We start from the raw sequence: 21,628 nt of genomic DNA, 5'->3' as shown, positions 1-21,628 counted from the left end.
CAGTTCTCCTGTGTCAAAGCCGAATATCCACACCGGTACTGACCCCGATGTTGAGGTGGACTTGGGCCGATTGCGGCACTGTTTCTGCGTAAATCGGCTCTGACGGCTGTTCTTGAGTGTCCTGAAACTGCGGGTTCGGCGGGGACTGCGGGTGGTCTTGCATGTTTTGGCCAAATTCGAACCGCACGTCGCGATACCCCTGTTGCCGCAGGTCCTGGCTAAGCTGATCGAGGTGGCGGCGGATCAAATCAAGGGTCTCAGCGCGTTCCGCTGTTACGGCCACCGAAATGCCCGCATCGGAGGGGTTCAGCGACAACCGAACTCGGCCCAGTTCCTCTGGCTGCAGGGTCAGTTCAATAACATCGCTTGCACTGCTGGACAGGGCCGATGACACCTGCGCCGCGACCGGCATTGGCGAGGCCGAGGCGGTGGGCACAGCCGATTGCAGGGCCAGCGCTCGCGGCTCCATCGCTGCGGATGTGAGCGGCGGCGCGTCCACCGATGTGGCGGTGGGTCGTGCGCCCAAACCCTCGGTGACGTCTACCTTGGGCTGCGGCGCCAGAGGGTCCGCGATCATTACCTTCGGTTCAACCGGGGCAGCGGAACCAACTGTTTGCGTCGGCCCATCCGCGGCGGCTTTTGCTACGCGCGTTGGCTCGGTTGAAAGTTCTGTTGGCAATTCAACAGCCACGTCAGCGCCTGGCGGCGAACTTGCGTCCGCGGGCGATGCCCCCACCGGCACCGCAAAGGTCACGGGCGCGGACAACACGGCGACATGTGACGCGGGCGCAATCGCATTAGGCAACGGAGAAGGTGGCGGCGGCGGGTTCGTCGGTGAAACTTCTATCGGGCGTGGCGCGCCCGGCGCTGCGTTCAGAAAGGCCGGCGGGGATTCTGAAGATTGCGGGGCATGGACCGGTTGAACGGCCCGCACATGAACCGCCACCGGGGCGGGCGGCTGCTCTTGCATGGCTGAGCGCGGCACAAGGGACGGAAGCGGCGCGGGTTCCTTTTCGGCAAGGCGATTTTCAGGATGTGCCTTGGGTTGTGGCGACCCACGGTCTGTTTGGAGTTGTAGGGCAGCAACCTCGGTCGCAGGAACGGTAGGTGTGTCAACGGTAGGAACCGCTGCCGCATTGGCCAACGGCTGCCTTGATGCGGGCGGAGGCAGCAACTGATCCTGATGACCGGTTTCGGGGGTCTGTATCGGCGTTGGCATGGAAGGCCCGGAGCCAAGGGTCACAGGTACAAGTTCCGGTATTGGCCCCGCCTTCGGTTGCTGACCGGCAGCCTCCGCAGGTCCAGGCAGACCCTTTGAGTCGGGAAGAGGCGTGAAACCGCGGGGCGCCGACAACTTGATGCCATCAGCGTTTTCCTTGGGCAGTTTTGCAGTGACAGGCGAGGTGTCGGAAAGCTCCGGCGGTTTCGTCAAGGCAATCTCGCTGCCAAAAGACGGGATAGGGATGTCCGGAACAGGGGCTTCGGCACGGGTTTCAGGCGCGGGCTGATGCGTATTTTGGACGTTTTCCGGTGCAACAGGCTCTGATTCTACAAGACGTTCAGAATTCTGCGCGGGCACTTCGATCAGCACCTTTGGCAGTTCCGGCAAAGTCGCGGATTTAGGTAGCGGCCCGTCGGACAACGGAACCGCCGGTGCCTTGGCCTGTTGCATATCCTGTGTATCGAACAGTGTTGCGAATTCTGGCTCTGTGCCATGTTCGCCAACGTCTTCTGTCGGTTTCACGCCTAAAAGCTGTAACAACAGCCCTTCGGAAAACTGGATCGATGTCATTTCCAAGCCCTTCTGGCCTACACCGGGCCAAAATGGCGTGAACCTCGTTACTACTTCTTTACCGCGATGCCGGAGTATCCCCGAAAACCACCGCAATTTTATGGAGTTTTTGATGACCGAAATTGCCCCAATCATTGCACCTGCGCCGTCGGCGCATGACTCGCGGCTGCGCCAAATCGCTGAAGAGCTGGAGGCGACTTTTCTGGCGGAAATGCTGAAATCGGCGGGTCTGGGTGAAGCCCGCGAGAGCTTTGGCGGTGGCGCCGGAGAAGAGCAGTTCGGTTCTTTTCTGCGCGACGCACAAGCCAAGGAAATGGTGCAACGCGGCGGGATTGGCCTGGCGGAACACATCTTTAATGCGCTGAAATCACACGAGGTGGAAAATGGGTGATTCCGTCGCCAAGCTCGCCGACATTTTGCACCGCGAACGGGACGCGTTGCGACAGGGAATGCTTGGCGAGCTTGAGGGGTTGGCACGCGAGAAAGAGGTGGCGATTGCGGGAATCGGTGGCTTGAACGACGCCGCAAAACTGCAGCCTTTGCGCGACCTTGCGCGGCGCAATGCCGAGATGCTTGAGGCTGCGCGTCGCGGTGTCGCTGCGGCGCGCGCGCGCGTTTTACAGCTGACAAATGCTACGGCCGATCTTCGGACGTATACGCGCGCGGGACAGATGACCAACCTGTCGGGTGCCACGCGACGGATCGAGCGAAAAGCTTGAAAATTTTACCAAAATTCCCGGAGCTTTCCGTTTCCGTTTAGGGCCTTCTTAGGACTTGGCGCTGAATTTGGCAGGGCACTTCGATCAAGGAGTGGCGCGGCCCGGCAAAAGCCAAGGCCGCATGGGTGGAACACCTTTCATGCCGCAACACGCGGCTTTTCAGGGGCGCAAAAGCGCCCATCAGGAAAGGAAGATACATGTCCAGCATTCTGACAAACAACAGCGCAATGGTTGCGCTGCAGACGCTGAAATCGATCAACAGCAACCTGACCCAGACGCAAAACGAAATCTCGACGGGCAAGTCGGTGGCCTCGGCCAAAGACAACTCGGCCGTCTGGGCGATTTCCAAGGTGATGGAGGCTGATGTGAACGGGTTCAAAGCCATTTCCGAAAGCCTGTCTCTTGGGGAATCCACGGTGGCCGTTGCACGTCAGGCATCGGAGACGGTGTCGGACCTGCTGACCGAGATCAAGGGCAAGGTCGTTTCGGCACAAGAAGCCAATGTTGACCGCGAAAAGGTACAGGCCGACATCGACGCGCTGCGCGATCAGATCACCTCGGTTGTGGGTGCGGCGCAGTTCAACGGGTTGAACCTTGTTCAGGGCACCGAGAGTGTCGATATCCTGTCGTCGCTTGACCGCGCTTCGGACGGGACGGTCACCGCGTCGAACATCACGCTGAACCGGCAGGACCTGTCGACATCGGCAGGCAGCTATGGGTCGGGCACCAGCTTGTCGGCCAACGCGACCGCGTCCGCTGCGGCTGTGGTCAACACCGCGAATACCGCCACGCTGACAATCGCCACAGATGCCGACGTTTCCGCAGACGCCTTCTCGTTGTCGGTCGCAGGCAGCACGATCAGTTTCGCAGCCGGCGATATCACCGGAGACCAGGACGCCGCGGCCGCGGCGATCAACAACGCCATCAATGCTCTGGGCCTGTCCGGCGTGTCGGCCTCGGTCTCGACGAACGTCGTTACCATCTCATCGACGCGTGCGTTTGAAGATGTCGACCTGACCGCGCAGAAAAACGGCGGCGCCACGGGTGTCACACTTTCCGCGGCCTCGATCGGTGAGCGGGCCGAAAACGTGACATTCTCGTCCACCGCAACTGTGAACGAGGGGGACGGCTATCAGGTCACCGTGGGGTCCACGGCCTACACCTATGTCGCCGGAAACAACGAAACCATGGAAGATGTCGCGCGGGGCCTGAAGGCGGCCGTGGACACTGCCGGTCTGGCGGACATCACCACCGCGGTTGCACAGGACAGCAACGGGGCCTGGCAACTGAAGGTCGACAATGACAGCTCGTCGCTTGCGTTCAGTGTCGTGGGCGCGGCCGGTGGTACGGCCTCGGGCGGGCTGTTTGGCCTGGGCGGGATCGATGTGACCACAGACGGTGGGGCAGATGCCGCGTTGGGCAATATCGAAACGCTGATCGACACCGCAATCGATTCGGCGGCGGCCTTCGGTTCGGCACAAGGCCGCATTGAAACCCAAAGCGAGTTCATCGGGAAACTGACTGACGCCCTAAAATCAGGGATCGGTTCGTTGGTGGACGCGGATATGGAGGCCGCGTCGGCGCGCCTGCAAGCATTGCAGGTGCAACAGCAGCTGGGCACGCAAGCGTTGTCTATCGCCAACCAGGCACCGCAGAACGTTCTGTCCCTGTTCCGGTAACAGGTTCGGTCGGGGCGCGGCAAAGCGCCCCGGCCTTCACCACCTGACCCACTGCACCACCACCGGAGGGATCCCCCTTGACCGCGCACCAAATGGCAAAAACCGCCTACGCCAACGCTCGCAACGGCGCTGTGCGGACGCCGCGAACCACCGAATACGAACTCTTTTCCCGCGTAACGTCACAATTGAAAGTCGCAGCAGAAGACAAGGCCAACTTTCCCGCACTTGCCGCCGCGCTGCACGCAAACCGGCGGCTTTGGACAACGCTGGCCGCCGACGTCGCCGAACCCGGCAACCAACTGCCTGAACAATTGCGGGCGCAGTTGTTTTACCTTGCCCAGTTCACACAGCACCACACGTCGCAAGTGTTAAGCGGCGCAGAATCGCCTGAACCGCTGATCGAAGTGAACACCGCCGTCATGCGCGGGCTTTCCGCAGGGCGGACCGTGTCATGAGCGGGCTGGTTCTGAAACTCGCCCCGAAAGAGCGCGTGTTGATCAACGGTGCCGTCATCGAGAACGGCGACCGGCGCTCGCGCCTGACGATTGTAACCCCTGGCGCTAATATCCTGCGTCTGCGCGACGCGATCCATCCCGAGGAGGTGAACACCCCCGTGCGTCGGGTGTGCTATATCGCGCAACTTGTTTTGTCCGGCGACGCGGACCCGGACGAGGCAACAATGCAACTGCTGCGCGGCATCGAACAGCTGAGCCAAGTTCTGAGTGATCCGGACAGCCGAACACAATTGGCAACAGCCAGCAAAGCGGTGATGGAGGCGCAGTTCTACGCCGCACTCAAAGCATTGCGGGCCCTGTTACCACGCGAGGAACGACTGTTGGCGGCGGCGCGCTGATGTTTCAGCCGGTTGTCCCATTTGGTGGCTTTGCGGGTTGGAAGTTTCTTGAACGCACCCGCGAAGCCCAACAAACCGCTCACGACAATTCTGCCGAAATCCGCAGGAACAGTGACTATTTCCGCGAAAATATCGGCAAGGTGACGTCGGTTGACGGGTTGATCGGGGATTTCCGCCTGATGACCGTCGCGCTTGGCGCGTTCGGATTGGAAGACGACATCAACAATCGCTATTTCATCCGCACCGTCCTGTCCGAAGGCACCCTGGACCCCGAAGCGCTGGCCAACCGGATCGCCAACAAGAGCTATGCCAAAATGTCCGAAGCATTTGGCTTCGGCGATTTTGCCACGCCGAATACGCAATTGTCAGATTTCCCAGAAAAGATCATCGAGGCATACAAAACCCGCCAGTTCGAAGTGGCCGTCGGCGAAGTGGACAATTCCATGCGCCTGACCCTGAACCTTGAACGGGAGCTGCCGGATATTATCAATGACACGACATCGGAAGAGACCAAGTGGTTTTCGGTCATGGGATCCGAGCCTTTGCGGCGGGTGTTCGAAAACGCGTTGGGATTGCCAACCAGCTTTGCCGCACTGGATATCGACAAACAGTTGGAGGTGTTTCAGGACCGGGCGGCAAGCACCTTTGGCGACGCCTCTGTCAGCCAGTTTTCCGATCCTGAAAACATGGAGAAACTGGTGCGGCTGCACTTGGTTCGATCTCAGATCGCGGCAGACGGCTTTGGGTTTTCATCGGCTTCTACTGCGCTGACCTTGCTGTCATCGGCGGTTCGTTAAGCGGCAGCGGTCTTGCGAGGCGCAATGGATTTCGGCGACAGGCATTCGGCCAATCTGGCAAAGCTGTGAGTGGTCGATTCAGTTTCTGTTTCACCCAAAAACCGGTCTAACGCCGGCCAAACACGGATCGCGGCATCAATCGCAGGATCGGTTCCGGCGGTGTACAATCCGGCCTGGATCATCATTTCCGCCCGATCATAGGCGCCCAAAAGGCGGCGCGCTTCGGCGATCAGTTGGTTTTCGTCAAACGACGCGGCCGCGGGCAAACTGCGCGACACGGATCGCAAAAGGTCAATGGCAGGGTAACGGCCCCGCTCGGCAATCTCGCGGTCCAGGATGATATGACCGTCCAGAACGCCGCGCAGGATGTCGGCAACAGGCTCCTCCATATCGGACCCGGCGACAAGAACGCTGAACACCGCGGTAATGTCCCCCTGTCCGCTGGCGCCCGGCCCGGCGCGTTCGGCAAGGGACATGATGGTTTGCGTGGTCGAGGGGGGGAAACCGCGCAAGGCCGCGCTTTCGCCACCAGACAAGGCGACCTCGCGATGCGCCTCGGCAAAACGTGTCACCGAATCGGCCAGATACAGCACATGTTTGCCCTGGTCTCGGAAATGCTCGGCCACGGCCATCGACGCCCAGGCGGCACGTCGACGTTCCAGCGCCGATTTGTCCGAGGTCGCGGCAACAACCACGGATCGGGCCATGCCGTCTGCGCCCAAGACCTCGTCCACGAAATGCTTCACTTCACGCCCGCGTTCGCCAATCAGCGCAATGACGGTCATGTCCGCAGACACCCCGCGCGCCAGATTGGCAAGAAGCGTGGATTTCCCCACGCCAGAGCCGGCAAAAAGGCCGATCCGTTGCCCGCGAACCAGCGGTAACATCGTGTTCAGGGCCGCCATTCCGGTTTCAAGACGAGGCCCCAAGGGCCGTCTTGATGTTGCCAAGGGAGGCGCGGATCGCAGGCGGCGTTCAACCGGGCCCGCAGCAAGAGCGCGCCCGTCCAGCGGCTTGCCAAAAGCGTCGACAACGCGGCCAAGCCAGGTGTCATCAGGCGAGATTCCAACCCGCCCTAAAAACCGCACAACCTGACCAAGGGCCAAGCCGTCCGGCACGCCATCAGGTAGCACCAAAATGCCGTCGGGCGCCAAACCCAAAACCTCGCCGCCAATCCCTGAACCCAGTTCAACCCGATCACCAACGGCGACGTCAACTTGACCTGAAACAGTGACTATTCCACCAGAAATCGACCCTATCCTGCCGATTTTCTGCGACTTATTAAGGCAGTTCAACCGCGCTGACAGCTGTGCAATCGGGTCATTTGGCATCGCGCTCTCCGTTCTGGATCTGACAACGGTTTCTAAACGAATCGAGGTTAAGCCTTGATTGAAACCGAGGGAGAAGCCCGGATGTTCAACAGCATAGAAGTCCTCAGGATGGCGCATGGAATGGCGTCACATGCGGCCGAACGACAGACCCTGATTGCACGCAACATCGCGAATGCAGACACGCCCGAATACCGCGCGTTGGACATGACATCATTTGCGGACGGATACCAAGCCGCGGCAAATGCAGGGCTTCACAACACCAGTGGTCGTCACCTGCGGGCGTTGAACGATGCCCCCATCACCAAGACCGAGGTTTTTGCCATCGAAGGCGGTGCATCCCCCAACGGAAACACCGTTTCGTTGGAGTTTGAAATGATGAAGTCGGCCGAGACGATGGCGCAGCACCAAATGGCGCAGGCGGTCTATAAATCGGCGCTGAATATCCTTCGCCAGTCGATCAGCGGCTGAAGGAGAATAAGATGGCAGACCTCACCAAAATTCTCGGGCTGGCCGCCAGTGGCATGCAAACGCAAGGCACACGTCTGCGGCATGTTTCAGAAAACCTCGCAAATGCTGACACCCCCGGATACCGCCGCAAAGCCATGACGTTTGAGCAGGTGGTGGTCGCCGGACAGAATACAGGGCAGGTAAAACCGGGCCCTGTAACGCTCGACCAGACGGAACTGAAACGGATCTATGATCCGGCGCACCCTATGGCCGACGACACCGGTCACTATGACGGCTCGAATGTCGATCTGGTGGTCGAAATTGCGGACGCGCGCGAAGCGCAGCGCAGCTATGAGGCGAACCTCAAAGTGTTTGATCAGGCCCGGCAGATGACATCCGGCCTGTTGGACCTGCTGCGTCGATAAGAGGAGATCCAGAATGGACATCAGATCCTCGGCGGCCGCGGTTCAGGGTTATACCAATGCCCGTTCCGCCGCCCGCCCCGAACCCACCGGCGCATCACCCGAAAGCGGTTTTGCCCGAATGGCCCGCGAGTTCACGGACACGCTGAAGGCAGGTGAAGAAACCACCAAGCAGGCCATGGTCGGCAAAGCCGATCCGCATGCCTTGGTGCAGGCCCTTGCGCAGACCGAATTGGCAGTCGAAACCGCCGTAACGGTGCGCAACAAGGTGGTCGAGGCTTACCAGGAAATCCTGCGGATGCCGGTGTGACGGATGGACGAAATTCTGTTCTTCGACACGCTGCGCGCCGGCCTTTGGATTTCGGTACAGATCTCTACCCCCATCCTTGCCGTGGCGCTGATCGTTGGCTTGGCGATCGGTCTCTTTCAGGCCCTGACCTCGGTACAGGAGATGACGCTGACCTTTGTACCGAAACTTGGCGCCATATTGGCTGTGTTCTGGGTGTCCATGGGTTTTATGACCGAAACCCTGCGCGGGTATTTCACCAATCAGCTCGTCCCGCTGATGATCGGGGGCTGACGCATGGATAACACCGGCTATACAACCCTGAATCGTCAATCCGGTCTGATACAGGAACTGCAGACCGTTGCGCACAACATCGCGAACCTCTCGACCACGGGCTACAAGGCCGAGGGTGTGGTATTTGCCGAAGTTGTGCACGAAACAGGTGACGATCGGTCGCTTTCCATGGCCGGTGCAACCGTGCGTCGCACCGACCTCAGCCAGGGGACGCTGACCGCCACGGGCAGCGACTTTGACATGGCGATCGAGGGGGCTGGCTTCTTTCACATCCAAACGCCCGAGGGCAATCACCTGACACGAGCCGGCGCGTTCAGCCCTGACGCAGCCGGCCTGCTGAGCACGCCGGACGGGCATCAGCTTTTGGATATTGGCGGCGCGGCTATTTTTGTACCGCCCGACGCACAGGACATCCACATCGCCCCTGATGGCACAATGAGTGTTGGCGGCCGTCCGTTGGCGCAAATCGCGTTGGTGGAACCTGCCGACCCCAACGACCTGACCCGCAGGGCGAACGCCGGCTTCAATTATGAAGGTGCCCTTGTCGCGGTTCCCCAGGCACAGGTGATCCAGGGGTTTGTCGAGGGGTCCAATGTTAACGCCGTGTCCGAAGTGGCCCGGATGATCGAAGTGCAACATGCCTATCAAATGGGACAGAGCTTTCTGGAGCGCGAAGACGAGCGCATCCGGGCCGTCCTGCAGACATTGGGGCAATAACCCGGAAGGAGCCGCAGAATGCGCGCCTTGAAAATTGCGGCCACTGGTATGTCCGCCCAACAAATGCGAGTCGAGGTGATTTCGAACAACCTCGCGAATATGAACACCACCGGCTACAACGCGCGCCGGGCCGAATTCGCCGACCTGCATTACCAACAGGTTGCACGCGCTGGGACTGTCAGCGCAGCAGATGGCTCGGTTCTCCCCACGGGTGTGCAATTGGGTCTGGGCGTGCGCCCGACGGCGGTGTCCGTTTCCCTGTCACAAGGGGCGCTCAGCCAGACAGGCGGCGATCTGGATCTGGCAATCGAAGGCCAGGGATACCTTGAGGTGACGTTGCCATCCGGGCTGTCCGCCTATACGCGCGATGGCGGGTTGAAGCGATCTGCCGACGGCCAGATTGTCACCTCGGACGGCTACCCGGTGGTGCCGGATATCACGATCCCAAGCGACACCCGGTCGATCTCTGTCAATGCAGACGGCGAGGTGTATGGCTACTTTGCAGATCAGGTTGCGCCGCAACTTTTGGGCACATTTTCATTGGCAGGTTTCGCCAACCCCAAGGGGCTGGAGGCGATGGGATCGAACCTGTTCCTCGAAACTGCGGGTTCAGGTCCGGCCCTTGTCGGTGCCCCAGGTGAAGACGGCCTGGGCACGGTGCGACAGGGATATCTGGAGGACAGTTCGGTCGACGCGGTGCGCGAGGTTACAGAACTGATCGAGGCACAGCGTGGCTATGAGTTGAATGCCAAGGTGATCACTGCCGCGGATCAAATGCTCAGTGCAACGACACAGGTGCGTTGATGCGGATCCTTTTGGTTTTCCTGCTTCTGCCGACATCCATTCTGGCAGACACGCTTGTGGCGGCCCGAACGATCCGCGCGCAATCCGTCATCATGCCCGAGGATCTGAGCCTTGTGGGGCACGACGTTCCCGGCACGTTGGCGGACCCAGATGCGGCCATCGGTATGGAGGCGCGCGTGATGCTTTATGCAGGCCGCCCGATCCGGCCCGGTGACCTGACGCCCCCTGCATTGGTCGATCGCAACCAGATCGTCACACTTTGGTATGTCCGTGGTGGCCTCGCCATCTCGGCCGAAGGGCGCGCACTTGGACGCGCGGCCATGGGCGACCGCCTGCGTGTCATGAACCTGGCCTCGCGGTCCACCGTAACCGGCACTGTCACTGAAACCGGCGAAATCATCGTCGGCCCACCCACCCGATAGGAACCACCATGCGTTTGATTTGCCTCGTTTTGATTTTGCCTTTGCTGGCCGCCTGCGCGCGTGTCGAAAACGTGGGCAAGGCGCCCACATTTACTTCGTCCGAGCAGGGCAACCCGTTCCTTGCCATGGCCTCGGCCGAGTTTCCGCGCAGCACCCAAGCCAATTCCGCAGCCAGCTTATGGCGGGGCGGGCGAGGCTCGCTGCTTGGCGACCGCCGCGCCGAACAGCGTGGCGATATCCTGACGGTGGTGATTGAAATCGACGACAGGGCCGAGATTTCGAATGCAACGGAAAGAAGCCGATCCGGCTCGGAAACATTGCAGATCCCTCAACTGCTTGGCATTCCCCAGCGTGCGGATGGCCCGTTGCCCGACGGCGCGACGCTGGCGGATGCGGTGTCAACGAATTCCACCAGCGGCTCGTCAGGTGACGGATCGGTTCGACGGAACGAGAAACTGACCCTCCGCGTCGCCGCGACAATCACGGACGTGTTACCCAATGGCGCTGTTCGGATCGAGGGCAGTCAGGAAGTGCGCGTAAACTTCGAAATGCGCGAACTGCTGGTGACCGGGTACGTGCGCCCCGCCGACATTTCACGCCAGAATGAAATCACCTATGACAAGATCGCCTCGGCGCGGATATCGTATGGCGGGCGGGGCCAGATCACTGATGTGCAGCAGCCCCGCTATGGTCAGCAGATCGCCGATATCGTTCTTCCGTTCTGAGGCCACGCATGGGCAAGATCATCCCTATCGTTCTGGCACTTTTGGGGCTTGGCGGCGGTGTTGCCACCGGCAAGCTGCTAAAACCCGAACCGGATCCGACCGAGATCGCAGCAGACGAAACGAAGGAAAGCAAACCCGCCAAAGAAGCGCCGGCAGATGTTGAGTTCGTGAAGCTGAACAACCAGTTCGTTGTTCCTGTGGTCGACGGTTCCCGCGTTTCAGCGCTTGTCGTCATGTCCGTGAGCCTCGAAGTCGGCTCTGGCCAGCGCGAGAATGTCTACCTGGTAGAGCCAAAACTACGGGACGCGTTTTTGCAGGTGCTGTTCGACCACGCGAATGCCGGCGGTTTCAACGGAAACTTCACCGACACTGCCCCAATGAACACGTTGCGAAGCGCATTGAGGGAAGTGGCCGCCAAAGTTGTTGGCCCCGACGCGCATGACGTTCTGATTGTCGATATCGTGCGGCAGGATTCAGCGTCTTAACCGCTTTTCCACCACCAATTGCATGGCCTGATGGCGACCGAAGGCTTTTGCAGCGGCTGTTTTTGCCCGCGCCTCGGCCACGCGCGCACGGGCAAGCGCCGCATTCAAATGCCGACGCTCTTGTTCTGCCCAAACCAGCCACCGTTGATCGGCACCGGACAGGATCGCCTCTGAAACAGGATCAGACAGGATGGACAGCCGCATCTGATCCAACTCGGCGATGTGTTCATCTATCGCACCCCTGGCGTCAACAGCCGCCCGAAGATCCAACAATGCGGCATTCATTCCGGTCTCTGTCACCATGGTCAGCCGTTTCAGATTCCGCGCTTTGGTCATCGGGTTTTTGTCTTTTGGCGAAGCGACTCGGCAAAGCGAATGGCGGCGGCCACTGCTTTGTAATGCTCGCGGTGGATTTGGTGGCCAATTTCCACGGTGGCGTGAATGGCCCGGGCGGTTGGCGGATCCGAATGCAGCGGCACCCCTGCCTCGGCTGCGGTTTCGCGAATACGGGCGGCAATCTCGTCTACACCCTTAGCAACGCAAACCGGTGCACTTTCGGAATCTCGATCCCATTTCAGTGCGACGGCGAAATGCGTCGGGTTAACGATCACCACATCGGCCGAAGCGACATCCGCCAGCATCCGGTTCGCTGCGATCGCCATACCCTTCTGGCGTCTTTGCTGTTTGAGATACGGGTCGCCCTCAGACTGTTTCACTTCATCGCGCAGCTCTTTCGTGGACATGCGGTTTTTCCGCAGATGCTCGAAATACTGCCAAACATAGTCAATCGCCCCGATCACCAGGGCAAGGATCGCGGCAACAACCAGAAAATCAACCGCCATACGCAGCATCACCGCCGTTCCCATGCCGGGCGACAGATGCAGCGTATCCAACATCGCAGGCATACGCCCAAACAGAAACACCGACAAAACGATGCAATATGCAGCCAATTTGACAGCGCTTTTGGCGAATTCGAACAGCCCGCCCCGCCCAAACTTGTTCTTGGCGTTTGAAATGGGCGAAATTCGCGACAATTTCGGTTTCAGTTTCGACGCGCTGAAGACAAGGCTGCGTTGGCCGAGAATGGAAAGAAACGCAAGAAAAGCCGGGCCAAGGAACCAAGGCAGCAGCGCAACCAACGCCGTGCCCAGCAAGCCCAAAAGTAGGGTACCACCACCCGGCGCAAGCGCAATGGCGGACAAGCTGTCGGCCTGGTCGAGGAGTTTGGCCGTGGTGTCGCCAAACGCGGAAAGTGATCCAACACCGACACCAAAAGCAGCAAGGCACAACCCGCCATAGCTGGCTGCGACATTCAGGTCCTGCGACCGCGCAAGCTCGCCACGTCTCCGTGCGTCGTCCAGCTTTTTCTGGGTTGGCTCATGTTGCTTGTCGTCGTCCTCCTGACCGTCGCTCATGGCGGATCACCGAAAGGATTTTCCAGAACCCGAAGCATCCAGCCTGACCAGACGTCCAACAAAAGCGGCGCCGAGATTGCCAACAGGATTAACCCGCCGGCAGTAATAGCCGGCGCACCGACAAAGGCCACCATAAGCTGCGGCATGGCGCGATTGATGACGCCCAGGGCCAAGTTATACACGAGGGATGCGATCACAAATGGCATCGACAATGTCAACGCCAGACCAAACCCACGGGCAATGTGGACAATGCCCCATTGGCTGATCGTGGCGGCGTCCGGCAACCCACCGGGCGGCAGCATCTGGTACGAGAAAATCATGGCTTGCGCGGCCCGAACGTGCAGACCTGTCATGACAGCCAATGCCAACCCGGCCACCACCAGCACGTGCGACGTGGCGGGCTGCGGATCAACTGATGGGCCGCCAAATATCTGCGACAACGACGTTGCTTGCGCCGCCAACTGCCCGGCCATTTGCAAGACGATAACCAATAACCGCAATATTATGCCCAGCGCCAATCCCGCCGCAACTTCGCCAAGGATTGCCATGCCAATGGGGGCCTGACCGGTTGTGACAACGGATAGAGGCCCGGAGGCAGCAGGCGCCACCACGAGTGTAAAAGCAATCGTCAAAACCAAACGCACACGCTGCGGCACGGATTGTTCACCAAATGCGGGCAGCAGCGCCATCACAGCACCGACCCGCAGGAACGCAAAAAACGCAGTCAACAGCATTTGCTGGCCTATTGGCACCAAGGCCGCCAACTCGGCGATCATGCAGGCACCATGCCCACCAGGGCAGGTTTGGCATCGGTTCCAATTTCTTCGAACGACAGAACTGGGGCCGAGACACCTTTGGCCGAAAGAACCATCCGCAGAAAACGCCGGCGGCGGGTTGAAGTTACAATCGCGGGGAAGACCCCCAGTTCACCGTTTGCCGCGACCTTTTCGCCAACCGCCTGCGCCAGTTTGTTGAATTCATCGGGCGGCAGTGCAACGTCCTGCGCGCCGTTTTCGCCTTCAATCTGATAGGTTTGGAACCGTTCTTCCCATTCCGGGGCAAGCTGAATCAACGGTATGGTGCCATCCATTCGTTTGTGTTCCGCAACCAGCTGAAATCCCAGACGGTGCCGAACATGCTCGCAAATGCCTTCTGCCGATGGGTGCCCATGCCGGGCTTCGGCGATTGCTTCGAGGATCAGGGGAATGTTGCGGATCGAAACCCGCTCTTCCAAAAGCAGTTTCAGCACAGCCAACAGCAGATCGGTCGGCACCTTATCGGGAATGATATCATCCAGCATACGGCGGTTGGCCTCGGCCCGGGCCGGGTCGGAAAGGTTGGTCAACTCGTCCAACAGACGGCGCAGCGCCTTCAGCGTCAAAAGGCGTGACAGGTTCCGGCGCAGTACCTCCAGCATATGAGTTGCAAGAACTTCAGACGGCGTGACGGCTGTTGCGCCGGCAAGGGCAAGATCCTCGCGATGTGCAACCGAAACCCAACGGGCAGGCGCGCCATAGACAGGTTCGCTGACGTCGTCACCGGGTGGCAAGGGCGGCCCGCCATCCAATTGCAAAGCCAAAAGGTGATCGCCACGCAACCGGTCGCGGGCTTGCTCGACACCTTGAATTCGCACGACATAGGTCCCGGGATCCAACGCGCCATTATCGGTCAGGCGCATTTCGGGCAGGATCAGGCCATAAGTTTCGGCCACGTGTTTGCGCATATTGCCGATGCGCGTATCCAGCCCCGTTGCCGGATCCAGAATCTCGGTCACCAGATCGGGCGCAAAATCCACATGGATGTCGTCAAGGTCCAGAAGGTCACCCAGAGGCGGCGGCCCTTTGGGCGCTGCGGGCTGGTTGGCCTCGGACGCCTCGCGATCTGCACGCGCTGCGTTGGTTCGGCTGACGGCTATTGCCGCCACGCCCAGCGCGAGAGAACCCGCCAGGAAAGGCAAGAACGGCAAACCGGGCACCAAAGCGAACATCCCCATCAAAACGGCCACCGTCCCCAGCGCAGGAGCGTGTCGGCCAAGCTGTGAAAACAAGGCGATATCTGCCGCACCGGTTGCACCCCCACGCGCAAGCAACAGGGCAGAAGCAATAGAGATAATCACGGCCGGAATCTGTGTGACCAAGCCATCGCCAACGGTCAGAATTGCATAGGTTTCGAAGGCGCGCCCCAAGGGCATGCCATGCAGGGTGACCCCGATAATCAACCCAACAACAAGGTTCAGTACCGTGATCAAAAGCCCCGCAACGGCATCACCCTTCACGAATTTTGAGGCACCATCAAGAGAACCAAAAAAGGTAGTTTCGGCCTGTTCCAGTTCGCGCCGCGCCTTCGCCTCGGCGTGGTCGATGGCGCCGGCGGACATGTCGCTGTCAATCGCCAGCTGTTTACCCGGCATCCCGTCCAGCGCGAACCGGGCGCCAACCTCCGCCATGCGGGCGGCACCCTTTGTGATCACAATGAAATTGACGATCAGCAGCACCCCGAACACCACGAGACCAATCAACACGCTGCCACCCATAATAAAGTTGGCAAACCCCTCGATGACGTTGCCCGCCGCGCCGGTGCCCGTATGGCCCAGGCCGATGATCAATTTTGTCGATGACACGTTAAGCGAAAGGCGCAGCATAAGCGCCGCAAGCAAAACCGTTGGGAAGGCAGAGAAATCAAGTGGGCGCGCCACAAACAACGTGACGGTGAATATCAAAATCGCCAAGGCAAAGGACGCAGCCAACCCGATGTCCAGGATAAAGGCCGGCACAGGCAAGATCATCATGACGATCACTGTCATCAGAGCCAAGGCCAGCAGAATCGTCGGGTTAAAAAGTGTTTTCGCCGAAATCTCGGGCATCAGCTGCCACCTTGTCCGAACAATCCCGGTCCTGCGGACGTCATAGGCACCAGAGATCCAAGACCGCGATTGCCGGTTCCCGACTGCAGCAACGGGAAAGCATTCACACGGGGCCTGGGTTTATCCTGCGGGATTCCGGCCAGGGCAAAGCTTCCCTGTGTCTCAAGGGGGCGATTGTCCTCGGCCAGAAAGATTGCCCGAAACGTGTCGAAGCGCGCTTTGTATTTATTGGCGTATTTTGGGGTGCGCGAATGATACGCACCTGCCGCATCTGTCCAATTCCCTTTCTCACGGTACAATTCCAGCAGGAATCGTGCCGCATACAGTGCGTTCGCGTCGGGTTGGATCATTTGTTCGATCGACGAGAAGTTGTGGCCGTGCCATTTGAAATTCAGCTGAAAACACCCAACGTCATAGGATCGTGCGCCCCGCGCATGGTGCGTCTGCGCATAATCCAATAGCTCTGCGTGGCTATCAAACCATACGCCCTTGCCTTCCATGTTGACCGTCCAGGGCCAAGGCCGCATCTTGCCCCCCCTTTTGCGTCCGGTTTCTGTCAGACTAATGGCTTTGAGCACCGAAATCGGCACGCCGGTTGCCGCCGCAGCATTGCGCGCAACAATGTCGCAAATCTCCGATGGGTCTGACACGGCCCATGCCGGTTGTGCCGAAGAAACAGCAAACAAGATGCCCGACAACGCCCACTTTAGGCGCTTGAAAAAACCCGCCATTCTGGCCAGCCTCACTTTGAATTCCTTGCAATCAGACTAGGCAACCGTGGTTACCAATTCGGAAATTTCTAACCGCCCGCCGGGGTGCTCAGCATTTTCTTCAACAGTTTGCGTGCCTGCTCCGCATCGGATGCAAGATCGCCCAGTTCTGCAAGATTAGGGACTGTTCCTGCTACAAAGACGCGATCAACGGTGACCTGTGTGTTTGCCTGAAACTGCACAAACCGCTTTTGAAGATCGGTGCCGATCTGTTCCACAACCGCCCAGTCGCCCGTTTGCCACGCGGCGGCAGAGGCTTTGTCGTCAATATCGCCATTTCGATAGGCCGATATTGCCTGTTCCAGATTCCCGAGGGTCGCTTGGGCATTCCCGCGCACGGCCGCGGCCTTGGTCCCCGTCAGCCCGGCAACATGGCGCATGGCCAACTGTGCATCTTTCTGCGCTATGGCAATCTGGGCACGGACAAGCCGCATGTCATCCGTTTCATCCACTGAAACCGGCCCCAAAATTTGGGATGCTTCGTCCGCAAAGCCCAAATTGTTCAATCGATCCGCAAGCGCCAAGCGCCCTTCGGGCGAAATGCCGGTTGCAAGCCCCGATCTGTGCAAATAGAGCGCATGCCCCAGGAATGTGGAATCATCCGACAGCCGCGTCAGCGGATCCCACAGAGCCTCGGCCAGACCCTGTTTCTGCGCGTCCGGCGCGACCGCCATTTGCGCAAATGCGGCACTGAATCGCCCTGAAAATGCGTTCGAGATGGTCCAGTCGCGCAGCAGGCGCGCACCAATTTCGGTGCCGCCATACTCAAATGCCAAAGCTTCTGCGTTGCCCAATTCATGCGCCGATGCGGGTTCCCCACGCGCGTTTCTTTGCTCGAGCAAAAGAGCCAGCGCTTCTGGCGACACTGGGACATCGGCAGAGACAATGCTTTCCAGATTTGCGCTTGCAGCGTCAGTTCGACCCTCGGCAAGATCGACGCGTGCCTTCATCAGGTCGACATGCGGGCCATGCGGGCCGGGCGCGCGGTCAACAGCGGCATGAATGCGCGCAACAACCTCGGTATTACCAACGGCCAGAAACCGTTCCGCCAACGGGTCAGCCAGATGACGACGCATGTCTATCGGCAACGCAGAAAACGCGGCCCCTACGGCAACGGTGTTAACGAATTCACCACGCGGCAACTGCTCGCGTGCCAAAACGGCCCAAAGTGCAACATCCGAGTCACAAGCCAGATGGCCAGCCAAGGCGTTGCCGACAGGCGGCAGATCATGATCGACGATATGGGCCATCGCCTTGGCAACCTGATATTTGGCGCCGTCCCTTGGAAACTCCTCAAGCAGGGTGAGGACTTCGAGGCCGAAGCCAAGCGCCAAATAGGTTTGTATCAAACCGTCAAGCTGAGCGTGGTCGATACGATCAAATTCCCCAATCAACCCATTCCTGAAGCGTACAATCAATTCTGCAGGCGAACCGGTGCCGCGCCAGGCCGTGAGGTCAAAAAACGCGTCCGGGTGGCACGAACTGCCCTGTGCGGTTTGCAGTGCTGAAATGTCAGGTAGATCGCGATCAACAACCGTTTCGATGCGAATGCCCGGCGCTTGCGGGGGGCGCGGAGGTTTCGCAGAGATCGGTGCAGGCGCTGTCGGGGGTTCCTCGCCCGCCGCCTGCGCATTGTTTGCAATGTCGATATCCGCCTCGACAAGACCCTGCATCGCCGCGCGTCCAAGCTCCTGCACCAGAATTGAGCGGAACTCGGCTTCGGAAGATGCAACCGGCGTATCCTCTGAATTACTTGGTTTCATAGGCTCTTCAACAGCCATTTCCGCGCCGAGGACAGGCAGCGGTTGGCGCACCGCCAACCCGCCAAGACCTGCAAGGTTAGCGAGCTCCTGCGGACGGACATCCGCCGCCTGGGCTGTTTTCACTGCCAGCTGCGGCGCGGTCTCTCCTTCGGTACCATCCTTGATGTCGATCACGACTTTGCCCGGCGAAATCTCGAAGCTTTCCGAATGGCACGCACAATCCATTTCGATCCGGAAGCCGTTGGATCCAAGGGCGCTGACGTCTTTAATCCGGTTACGGGGAATGCGGGTGAAAATGGCGGACAGATCAAGCGTTACGTCCGCCCGCGCAGCCTGAAACTCGTACCCTGTGGCGTCGCGCCCGAAACTCCATTCGGTGGGTTCGGCGAAAGTAATGACCAACCGCGAAAAACTGGCGTGTTCACCCGATCGCACACGGATTTCTTCGGCCAATGCCGGCCAGGGCAAAAGCAGGGCGAGTGCTGCAAGACACCTCATGCGGCTTCCCGCGTTGATTTCAGCGCTTCTTCCAAGGCGTTGAAACTGGGTCGGAAATGGCTGGGTGTGTTCTGTCGTCCGACCTCAATGCAAATATTGGGCGCGTGATTATGCAGGTTTGCAACCAACACTTCGCGGATCAACTGGTAAAAATGAGCGTCTTCCTCGGCGATGGTTTTCATTTTGGTGGCAAAAGGCCCAACCAGCCCGTAGGCAAGAAAAACACCCAAGAACGTACCGACCAAAGCGCCTCCGATCAGTTTTCCCAAGATCTCGGGCGGCTGGTCGATAGAGCCCATTGTTTTGATAACACCCAGTACCGCGGCGACAATCCCAAGCGCTGGCAGACCATCGGCGATGGTTTGCATCGCGTGCGACGAGTGCAGGGAATGGTGCAGGTTCGCCTCCATGCGCTTTTCAAGCACTTCTTCCACCTGGTGTGGGTCGTCGAAATTCATGCTGGCCGAACGCAGCGTGTCACAAATCAGCTCGACCGCCTCGCGGTCGCCCAAGACTTTGGGGTAACGAGAGAAAATCGACGATTCTTCGGGATTCTCGATATGCTCTTCCAGTTCGACCGGGTTGGCGCGGGCAAGCCGGATTAACTCAAACAAAAGGCACAGCAGATCCCGGTAGTCTTCCGGTTTCCATTTTGCACCTTTGAACACACCGCCCATCGATTTGAGCGTGTGCTTGATCCCCCCCATATCGGACGAGATGACAAAAGCACCCACCGCCGCGCCACCAATCATGGTCATTTCGTAGGGCAGTGACTTGAGGATGATCCCCATTTTGCCACCCGCAGCCAGATAGCCGCCAAAAACCATGACAAAGATTACGGCCATGCCGATGAAAACGATCATGCCCTTGTCCTTTCGCTAAGCACTGGCACAGGATGGCAGCGGGAATTTAACAAAGATTGTTCATTCGGTCGGAACATCGGCGTTGCGACCCGCAAGAATTGCACTGATTTGATAGGCTGCACCGGGGCTCATGCCCGCCAGTACCGCGGCGGCAGCATCGGGGCGCATTCGGCCAAGAAAACCGGCTGCAAAACCCGGGGCCATCTCTTCGAACAGGCGCGCGGCCTCTTTCGGCTTCATGTTTTCATAGACGGATGTGAGCTTGGCAATGTCCTTTTCCGCCGCCTCCTCGGCCACCGAGATTGTGGCGCGAAGCTTCATTTCCGCCTGCTCAAGGACTGCAATGCGCTTTTCTACATCAGCTGCAATAAGATCCAGCGTGCGGGCGCGTTCATTCAAATCGGCCTCGCGCGCATCAAGGATCAATTCACGCGACTGCAAACGTTCCAACAGGGGCGCAACACCGTCTTCCAGTGTGCAGGCACCGGTGCGGTGAACCGTCTGAACCTTGGGTTGACCCACCAGGTCACCCAGCGCTTCAACCTCGCGTGCAAGGGCTTGGCCCGTCCCGTTGCCCAGCCGCATTCCGCCTGACAGAGCAAGCAACACAGCCACCGCAACCAATGCGCCACGGCTTCCTCGTTTTGTAAGCTTTGCGCGCTTTGTCATGGCTGCCCTCTTTCGCCGTTCCGAAGGATCAGGGGATCGGCTGCGCGCGAGCGCAAGAAGGCGGCGGGCGGGTCTTCCTTGGGCGGTTTACCCTTTGGCGTTTCCTTCTTTGCAGGTGTCTGAGGTTTTTCGATTGGCAGGTCGTGCAACGACGCCACCAACAATTCCAACCTTTGAGACACGCTCTCGGCTCGTTCGGTCATGGCAATCAATGACGAAGAGCTGTCCGACGCGGTGCTTCGGGCCCCCTCAAGCGCGCGGGTCATGTCGTCTACCTGCGCCGACAAAGTTGCGATGGCCCCACCCATTCCTTTTTCGAGGCTGTTGAATCGGCGCAATCGACGCGACAGGACCATGCAGTAGAACGCCGCGCCCAAGGCACCGGCAACCATCAGAATATCGGCGATCAATTCCATCTTTTGCCTCAGTTCAACACAAATTCAGTAATCAGAAGGTCCCGTACGTTACCGTGCCCGGCAACAACCTGAACGCGGCGCAACATCTGGGCCCGAAGGCGAATCAAGGCGCTGGGATTTTCCAGATCCGTTGCGTCCAAAGCGCGCAAATAACCGTTCAAAACGTCCAGGAATCGCGGGTTAAGCTTGGCCACCTTCGCCTCGTTTTCTGGCAAAACCTCAAGCTGCGCAGCAAACCGCAGATGCCGGTTTGCTCCATTGCTGCCCAGCGAGATGATCAGTGGATCCAAGGCAACAAAGGCCACGTCCTGCACCGGGCTGCTGACGTCATTTTTGGCCTGAACGGCATTGGATTGCCGATCCAGCAGACCGGAATACATCGCGTAGAATCCGCCACCCCCAAGCATGACAGCCAATGCAAGCCCAACAAGGATTGGCTTAACAAGCGACGACTTTTTCGCCGGTTTTTGCTCCGCTTCTTCTTCCGCCATTTTCACGTTCCGTTCTTTGAGCGCAATTCGGGTATATGCCGTTTCTGGCTAACCGATTGTTAATGCGCGGCGAGGATTGTGGCGGAACGGACAGAGGCAGAAGCCTT

At 59.2% G+C, this 21,628-nt stretch carries 28 protein-coding genes; 16 read left to right on the top strand and 12 right to left on the bottom strand.

Annotated features, from left to right (window positions below; genetic code table 11):
- Positions 1 to 13: 13 nt before the first annotated feature.
- Positions 14 to 577, bottom strand: coding sequence for a flagellar hook-length control protein FliK (gene fliK / locus ACMU_RS19400; protein WP_161635611.1), 564 nt, complete (start codon positions 575 to 577; stop codon positions 14 to 16).
- Positions 578 to 1,904: 1,327 nt separating this feature from the next.
- Between fliK and ACMU_RS02290 the strand changes: the two genes are divergently transcribed.
- The 6 genes from ACMU_RS02290 (at position 1,905) to ACMU_RS02265 (ending at position 5,840) form a co-directional block, all read left to right on the top strand.
- Positions 1,905 to 2,183, top strand: a complete 279-nt coding sequence (locus ACMU_RS02290; protein ID WP_035256085.1) for a rod-binding protein — start codon at positions 1,905 to 1,907, stop codon at positions 2,181 to 2,183.
- Positions 2,176 to 2,511, top strand: a complete 336-nt coding sequence (locus ACMU_RS02285; RefSeq protein ID WP_035255658.1) for a hypothetical protein — start codon at positions 2,176 to 2,178, stop codon at positions 2,509 to 2,511. The genes ACMU_RS02290 and ACMU_RS02285 overlap by 8 nt, the downstream gene beginning before the upstream one ends.
- Positions 2,512 to 2,708: 197 nt before the next feature.
- On the top strand, positions 2,709 to 4,190 hold the full coding sequence (locus tag ACMU_RS02280; RefSeq protein WP_035255654.1) for a flagellin: 1,482 nt from the start codon (positions 2,709 to 2,711) through the stop codon (positions 4,188 to 4,190).
- A gap of 92 nt (positions 4,191 to 4,282) precedes the next feature.
- Positions 4,283 to 4,645 (top strand): flagellar biosynthesis regulator FlaF, encoded by a 363-nt coding sequence (gene flaF, locus ACMU_RS02275; RefSeq protein WP_081805355.1) that lies wholly within the window; start codon positions 4,283 to 4,285, stop codon positions 4,643 to 4,645.
- Positions 4,642 to 5,043 carry a flagellar biosynthesis repressor FlbT gene (gene flbT / locus ACMU_RS02270; protein WP_035255651.1) on the top strand — a complete coding sequence of 134 codons (402 nt, stop codon included), beginning with the start codon at positions 4,642 to 4,644 and terminating at the stop codon, positions 5,041 to 5,043. Before flaF ends, flbT begins: the two co-directional genes overlap by 4 nt.
- Complete coding sequence (locus ACMU_RS02265; protein WP_236626173.1) at positions 5,043 to 5,840, top strand: DUF1217 domain-containing protein; 798 nt, start codon at positions 5,043 to 5,045, stop codon at positions 5,838 to 5,840. The genes flbT and ACMU_RS02265 overlap by 1 nt, the downstream gene beginning before the upstream one ends.
- Here ACMU_RS02265 and ACMU_RS02260 read toward each other — a convergent pair.
- Complete coding sequence (locus ACMU_RS02260) at positions 5,837 to 7,171, bottom strand: FliI/YscN family ATPase (protein WP_051587816.1); 1,335 nt, start codon at positions 7,169 to 7,171, stop codon at positions 5,837 to 5,839. The two genes, ACMU_RS02265 and ACMU_RS02260, sit on opposite strands and share 4 nt — an antisense overlap.
- 81 nt (positions 7,172 to 7,252) lie before the next feature.
- Here ACMU_RS02260 and ACMU_RS02255 point away from each other — a divergent pair, with 81 nt between their 5' ends.
- The 9 genes from ACMU_RS02255 to ACMU_RS02215 are packed head-to-tail and all read left to right on the top strand — an operon-like array spanning position 7,253 to position 11,773.
- Positions 7,253 to 7,639, top strand: a complete 387-nt coding sequence (locus ACMU_RS02255) for a FlgB family protein (protein WP_035255649.1) — start codon at positions 7,253 to 7,255, stop codon at positions 7,637 to 7,639.
- Between the two features lie 11 nt (positions 7,640 to 7,650).
- Positions 7,651 to 8,043, top strand: a complete 393-nt coding sequence (flgC, locus tag ACMU_RS02250; RefSeq protein ID WP_035255648.1) for a flagellar basal body rod protein FlgC — start codon at positions 7,651 to 7,653, stop codon at positions 8,041 to 8,043.
- A 13-nt stretch (positions 8,044 to 8,056) separates the two neighbouring features.
- A complete protein-coding gene (gene fliE, locus ACMU_RS02245) occupies positions 8,057 to 8,350 on the top strand; it encodes a flagellar hook-basal body complex protein FliE (protein WP_035255647.1) in 294 nt (97 codons plus the stop codon).
- Between the two features lie 3 nt (positions 8,351 to 8,353).
- On the top strand, positions 8,354 to 8,620 hold the full coding sequence (locus ACMU_RS02240; protein ID WP_035255645.1) for a flagellar biosynthetic protein FliQ: 267 nt from the start codon (positions 8,354 to 8,356) through the stop codon (positions 8,618 to 8,620).
- A gap of 3 nt (positions 8,621 to 8,623) precedes the next feature.
- Positions 8,624 to 9,337 (top strand): flagellar hook-basal body complex protein, encoded by a 714-nt coding sequence (locus ACMU_RS02235; protein ID WP_035255644.1) that lies wholly within the window; start codon positions 8,624 to 8,626, stop codon positions 9,335 to 9,337.
- Between the two features lie 18 nt (positions 9,338 to 9,355).
- On the top strand, positions 9,356 to 10,141 hold the full coding sequence (gene flgG / locus ACMU_RS02230; protein WP_035255643.1) for a flagellar basal-body rod protein FlgG: 786 nt from the start codon (positions 9,356 to 9,358) through the stop codon (positions 10,139 to 10,141).
- A complete protein-coding gene (gene flgA, locus ACMU_RS02225; RefSeq protein WP_035255641.1) occupies positions 10,141 to 10,563 on the top strand; it encodes a flagellar basal body P-ring formation chaperone FlgA in 423 nt (140 codons plus the stop codon). The genes flgG and flgA overlap by 1 nt, the downstream gene beginning before the upstream one ends.
- An 8-nt stretch (positions 10,564 to 10,571) precedes the next feature.
- Positions 10,572 to 11,288, top strand: coding sequence for a flagellar basal body L-ring protein FlgH (flgH, locus tag ACMU_RS02220; RefSeq protein ID WP_035255640.1), 717 nt, complete (start codon positions 10,572 to 10,574; stop codon positions 11,286 to 11,288).
- Positions 11,289 to 11,296: 8 nt separating this feature from the next.
- A complete protein-coding gene (locus ACMU_RS02215; RefSeq protein WP_035255639.1) occupies positions 11,297 to 11,773 on the top strand; it encodes a flagellar basal body-associated FliL family protein in 477 nt (158 codons plus the stop codon).
- Here ACMU_RS02215 and ACMU_RS02210 read toward each other — a convergent pair.
- The 5 genes from ACMU_RS02210 to ACMU_RS02190 are packed head-to-tail and all read right to left on the bottom strand — an operon-like array spanning position 11,762 to position 16,551.
- A complete protein-coding gene (locus ACMU_RS02210) occupies positions 11,762 to 12,109 on the bottom strand; it encodes a hypothetical protein (protein ID WP_035255638.1) in 348 nt (115 codons plus the stop codon). The two genes, ACMU_RS02215 and ACMU_RS02210, sit on opposite strands and share 12 nt — an antisense overlap.
- A complete protein-coding gene (locus tag ACMU_RS02205) occupies positions 12,106 to 13,188 on the bottom strand; it encodes an EscU/YscU/HrcU family type III secretion system export apparatus switch protein (RefSeq protein ID WP_035255637.1) in 1,083 nt (360 codons plus the stop codon). The genes ACMU_RS02210 and ACMU_RS02205 overlap by 4 nt, the downstream gene beginning before the upstream one ends.
- Positions 13,185 to 13,964 (bottom strand): flagellar biosynthetic protein FliR, encoded by a 780-nt coding sequence (locus tag ACMU_RS02200; RefSeq protein WP_035255635.1) that lies wholly within the window; start codon positions 13,962 to 13,964, stop codon positions 13,185 to 13,187. Before ACMU_RS02200 ends, ACMU_RS02205 begins: the two co-directional genes overlap by 4 nt.
- Positions 13,961 to 16,051: a flagellar biosynthesis protein FlhA gene (gene flhA / locus ACMU_RS02195; RefSeq protein ID WP_035255633.1), complete on the bottom strand. Its 2,091-nt coding sequence runs from the start codon at positions 16,049 to 16,051 to the stop codon at positions 13,961 to 13,963. Before flhA ends, ACMU_RS02200 begins: the two co-directional genes overlap by 4 nt.
- Positions 16,051 to 16,551, bottom strand: coding sequence for a lysozyme family protein (locus tag ACMU_RS02190; RefSeq protein ID WP_236626172.1), 501 nt, complete (start codon positions 16,549 to 16,551; stop codon positions 16,051 to 16,053). Before ACMU_RS02190 ends, flhA begins: the two co-directional genes overlap by 1 nt.
- Positions 16,552 to 16,621: 70 nt before the next feature.
- Between ACMU_RS02190 and ACMU_RS19670 the strand changes: the two genes are divergently transcribed.
- The gene (locus tag ACMU_RS19670) at positions 16,622 to 16,822 is read left to right on the top strand and encodes a hypothetical protein (RefSeq protein ID WP_236626171.1); all 201 of its coding nucleotides are present in this window, start codon (positions 16,622 to 16,624) and stop codon (positions 16,820 to 16,822) included.
- Between the two features lie 28 nt (positions 16,823 to 16,850).
- Here the strand turns inward: ACMU_RS19670 and ACMU_RS02185 are convergent, their stop codons facing one another.
- The 5 genes from ACMU_RS02185 to ACMU_RS02165 are packed head-to-tail and all read right to left on the bottom strand — an operon-like array spanning position 16,851 to position 21,521.
- Complete coding sequence (locus ACMU_RS02185; RefSeq protein WP_152544478.1) at positions 16,851 to 19,082, bottom strand: hypothetical protein; 2,232 nt, start codon at positions 19,080 to 19,082, stop codon at positions 16,851 to 16,853.
- A complete protein-coding gene (gene motA, locus ACMU_RS02180; protein WP_035255631.1) occupies positions 19,079 to 19,945 on the bottom strand; it encodes a flagellar motor stator protein MotA in 867 nt (288 codons plus the stop codon). Before motA ends, ACMU_RS02185 begins: the two co-directional genes overlap by 4 nt.
- Positions 19,946 to 20,005: 60 nt before the next feature.
- Positions 20,006 to 20,614: a MotE family protein gene (locus tag ACMU_RS02175; protein WP_035255629.1), complete on the bottom strand. Its 609-nt coding sequence runs from the start codon at positions 20,612 to 20,614 to the stop codon at positions 20,006 to 20,008.
- The gene (locus ACMU_RS02170; protein ID WP_051587812.1) at positions 20,611 to 21,030 is read right to left on the bottom strand and encodes a DUF6468 domain-containing protein; all 420 of its coding nucleotides are present in this window, start codon (positions 21,028 to 21,030) and stop codon (positions 20,611 to 20,613) included. The genes ACMU_RS02175 and ACMU_RS02170 overlap by 4 nt, the downstream gene beginning before the upstream one ends.
- A gap of 8 nt (positions 21,031 to 21,038) precedes the next feature.
- Positions 21,039 to 21,521, bottom strand: coding sequence for a flagellar basal body-associated FliL family protein (locus ACMU_RS02165; protein WP_035255627.1), 483 nt, complete (start codon positions 21,519 to 21,521; stop codon positions 21,039 to 21,041).
- Between the last annotated feature and the right edge of the window lie 107 nt (positions 21,522 to 21,628).

The sequence above is a fragment of the Actibacterium mucosum KCTC 23349 genome, assembly GCF_000647975.1.
GTDB lineage: Bacteria > Pseudomonadota > Alphaproteobacteria > Rhodobacterales > Rhodobacteraceae > Actibacterium > Actibacterium mucosum.
Note: the sequence above shows the minus strand (reverse complement) of the source record. Positions and strands in the feature narration are given on the sequence as shown.

Bases quoted from the DNA above. Each gene is read 5' to 3' on its own strand.
- fliK (WP_161635611.1), bottom strand. From the start codon at position 577: ATGATCGCGGACCCTCTGGCGCCGCAGCCCAAGGTAGACGTCACCGAG.
- ACMU_RS02290 (WP_035256085.1), top strand. From the start codon at position 1,905: ATGACCGAAATTGCCCCAATCATTGCACCTGCGCCGTCGGCGCATGAC.
- ACMU_RS02285 (WP_035255658.1), top strand. From the start codon at position 2,176: ATGGGTGATTCCGTCGCCAAGCTCGCCGACATTTTGCACCGCGAACGG.
- ACMU_RS02280 (WP_035255654.1), top strand. From the start codon at position 2,709: ATGTCCAGCATTCTGACAAACAACAGCGCAATGGTTGCGCTGCAGACG.
- flaF (WP_081805355.1), top strand. From the start codon at position 4,283: ATGGCAAAAACCGCCTACGCCAACGCTCGCAACGGCGCTGTGCGGACG.
- flbT (WP_035255651.1), top strand. From the start codon at position 4,642: ATGAGCGGGCTGGTTCTGAAACTCGCCCCGAAAGAGCGCGTGTTGATC.
- ACMU_RS02265 (WP_236626173.1), top strand. From the start codon at position 5,043: ATGTTTCAGCCGGTTGTCCCATTTGGTGGCTTTGCGGGTTGGAAGTTT.
- ACMU_RS02260 (WP_051587816.1), bottom strand. From the start codon at position 7,171: ATGCCAAATGACCCGATTGCACAGCTGTCAGCGCGGTTGAACTGCCTT.
- ACMU_RS02255 (WP_035255649.1), top strand. From the start codon at position 7,253: ATGTTCAACAGCATAGAAGTCCTCAGGATGGCGCATGGAATGGCGTCA.
- flgC (WP_035255648.1), top strand. From the start codon at position 7,651: ATGGCAGACCTCACCAAAATTCTCGGGCTGGCCGCCAGTGGCATGCAA.
- fliE (WP_035255647.1), top strand. From the start codon at position 8,057: ATGGACATCAGATCCTCGGCGGCCGCGGTTCAGGGTTATACCAATGCC.
- ACMU_RS02240 (WP_035255645.1), top strand. From the start codon at position 8,354: ATGGACGAAATTCTGTTCTTCGACACGCTGCGCGCCGGCCTTTGGATT.
- ACMU_RS02235 (WP_035255644.1), top strand. From the start codon at position 8,624: ATGGATAACACCGGCTATACAACCCTGAATCGTCAATCCGGTCTGATA.
- flgG (WP_035255643.1), top strand. From the start codon at position 9,356: ATGCGCGCCTTGAAAATTGCGGCCACTGGTATGTCCGCCCAACAAATG.
- flgA (WP_035255641.1), top strand. From the start codon at position 10,141: ATGCGGATCCTTTTGGTTTTCCTGCTTCTGCCGACATCCATTCTGGCA.
- flgH (WP_035255640.1), top strand. From the start codon at position 10,572: ATGCGTTTGATTTGCCTCGTTTTGATTTTGCCTTTGCTGGCCGCCTGC.
- ACMU_RS02215 (WP_035255639.1), top strand. From the start codon at position 11,297: ATGGGCAAGATCATCCCTATCGTTCTGGCACTTTTGGGGCTTGGCGGC.
- ACMU_RS02210 (WP_035255638.1), bottom strand. From the start codon at position 12,109: ATGACCAAAGCGCGGAATCTGAAACGGCTGACCATGGTGACAGAGACC.
- ACMU_RS02205 (WP_035255637.1), bottom strand. From the start codon at position 13,188: ATGAGCGACGGTCAGGAGGACGACGACAAGCAACATGAGCCAACCCAG.
- ACMU_RS02200 (WP_035255635.1), bottom strand. From the start codon at position 13,964: ATGATCGCCGAGTTGGCGGCCTTGGTGCCAATAGGCCAGCAAATGCTG.
- flhA (WP_035255633.1), bottom strand. From the start codon at position 16,051: ATGCCCGAGATTTCGGCGAAAACACTTTTTAACCCGACGATTCTGCTG.
- ACMU_RS02190 (WP_236626172.1), bottom strand. From the start codon at position 16,551: ATGGAAGGCAAGGGCGTATGGTTTGATAGCCACGCAGAGCTATTGGAT.
- ACMU_RS02185 (WP_152544478.1), bottom strand. From the start codon at position 19,082: ATGAGGTGTCTTGCAGCACTCGCCCTGCTTTTGCCCTGGCCGGCATTG.
- motA (WP_035255631.1), bottom strand. From the start codon at position 19,945: ATGATCGTTTTCATCGGCATGGCCGTAATCTTTGTCATGGTTTTTGGC.
- ACMU_RS02175 (WP_035255629.1), bottom strand. From the start codon at position 20,614: ATGACAAAGCGCGCAAAGCTTACAAAACGAGGAAGCCGTGGCGCATTG.
- ACMU_RS02170 (WP_051587812.1), bottom strand. From the start codon at position 21,030: ATGGAATTGATCGCCGATATTCTGATGGTTGCCGGTGCCTTGGGCGCG.
- ACMU_RS02165 (WP_035255627.1), bottom strand. From the start codon at position 21,521: ATGGCGGAAGAAGAAGCGGAGCAAAAACCGGCGAAAAAGTCGTCGCTT.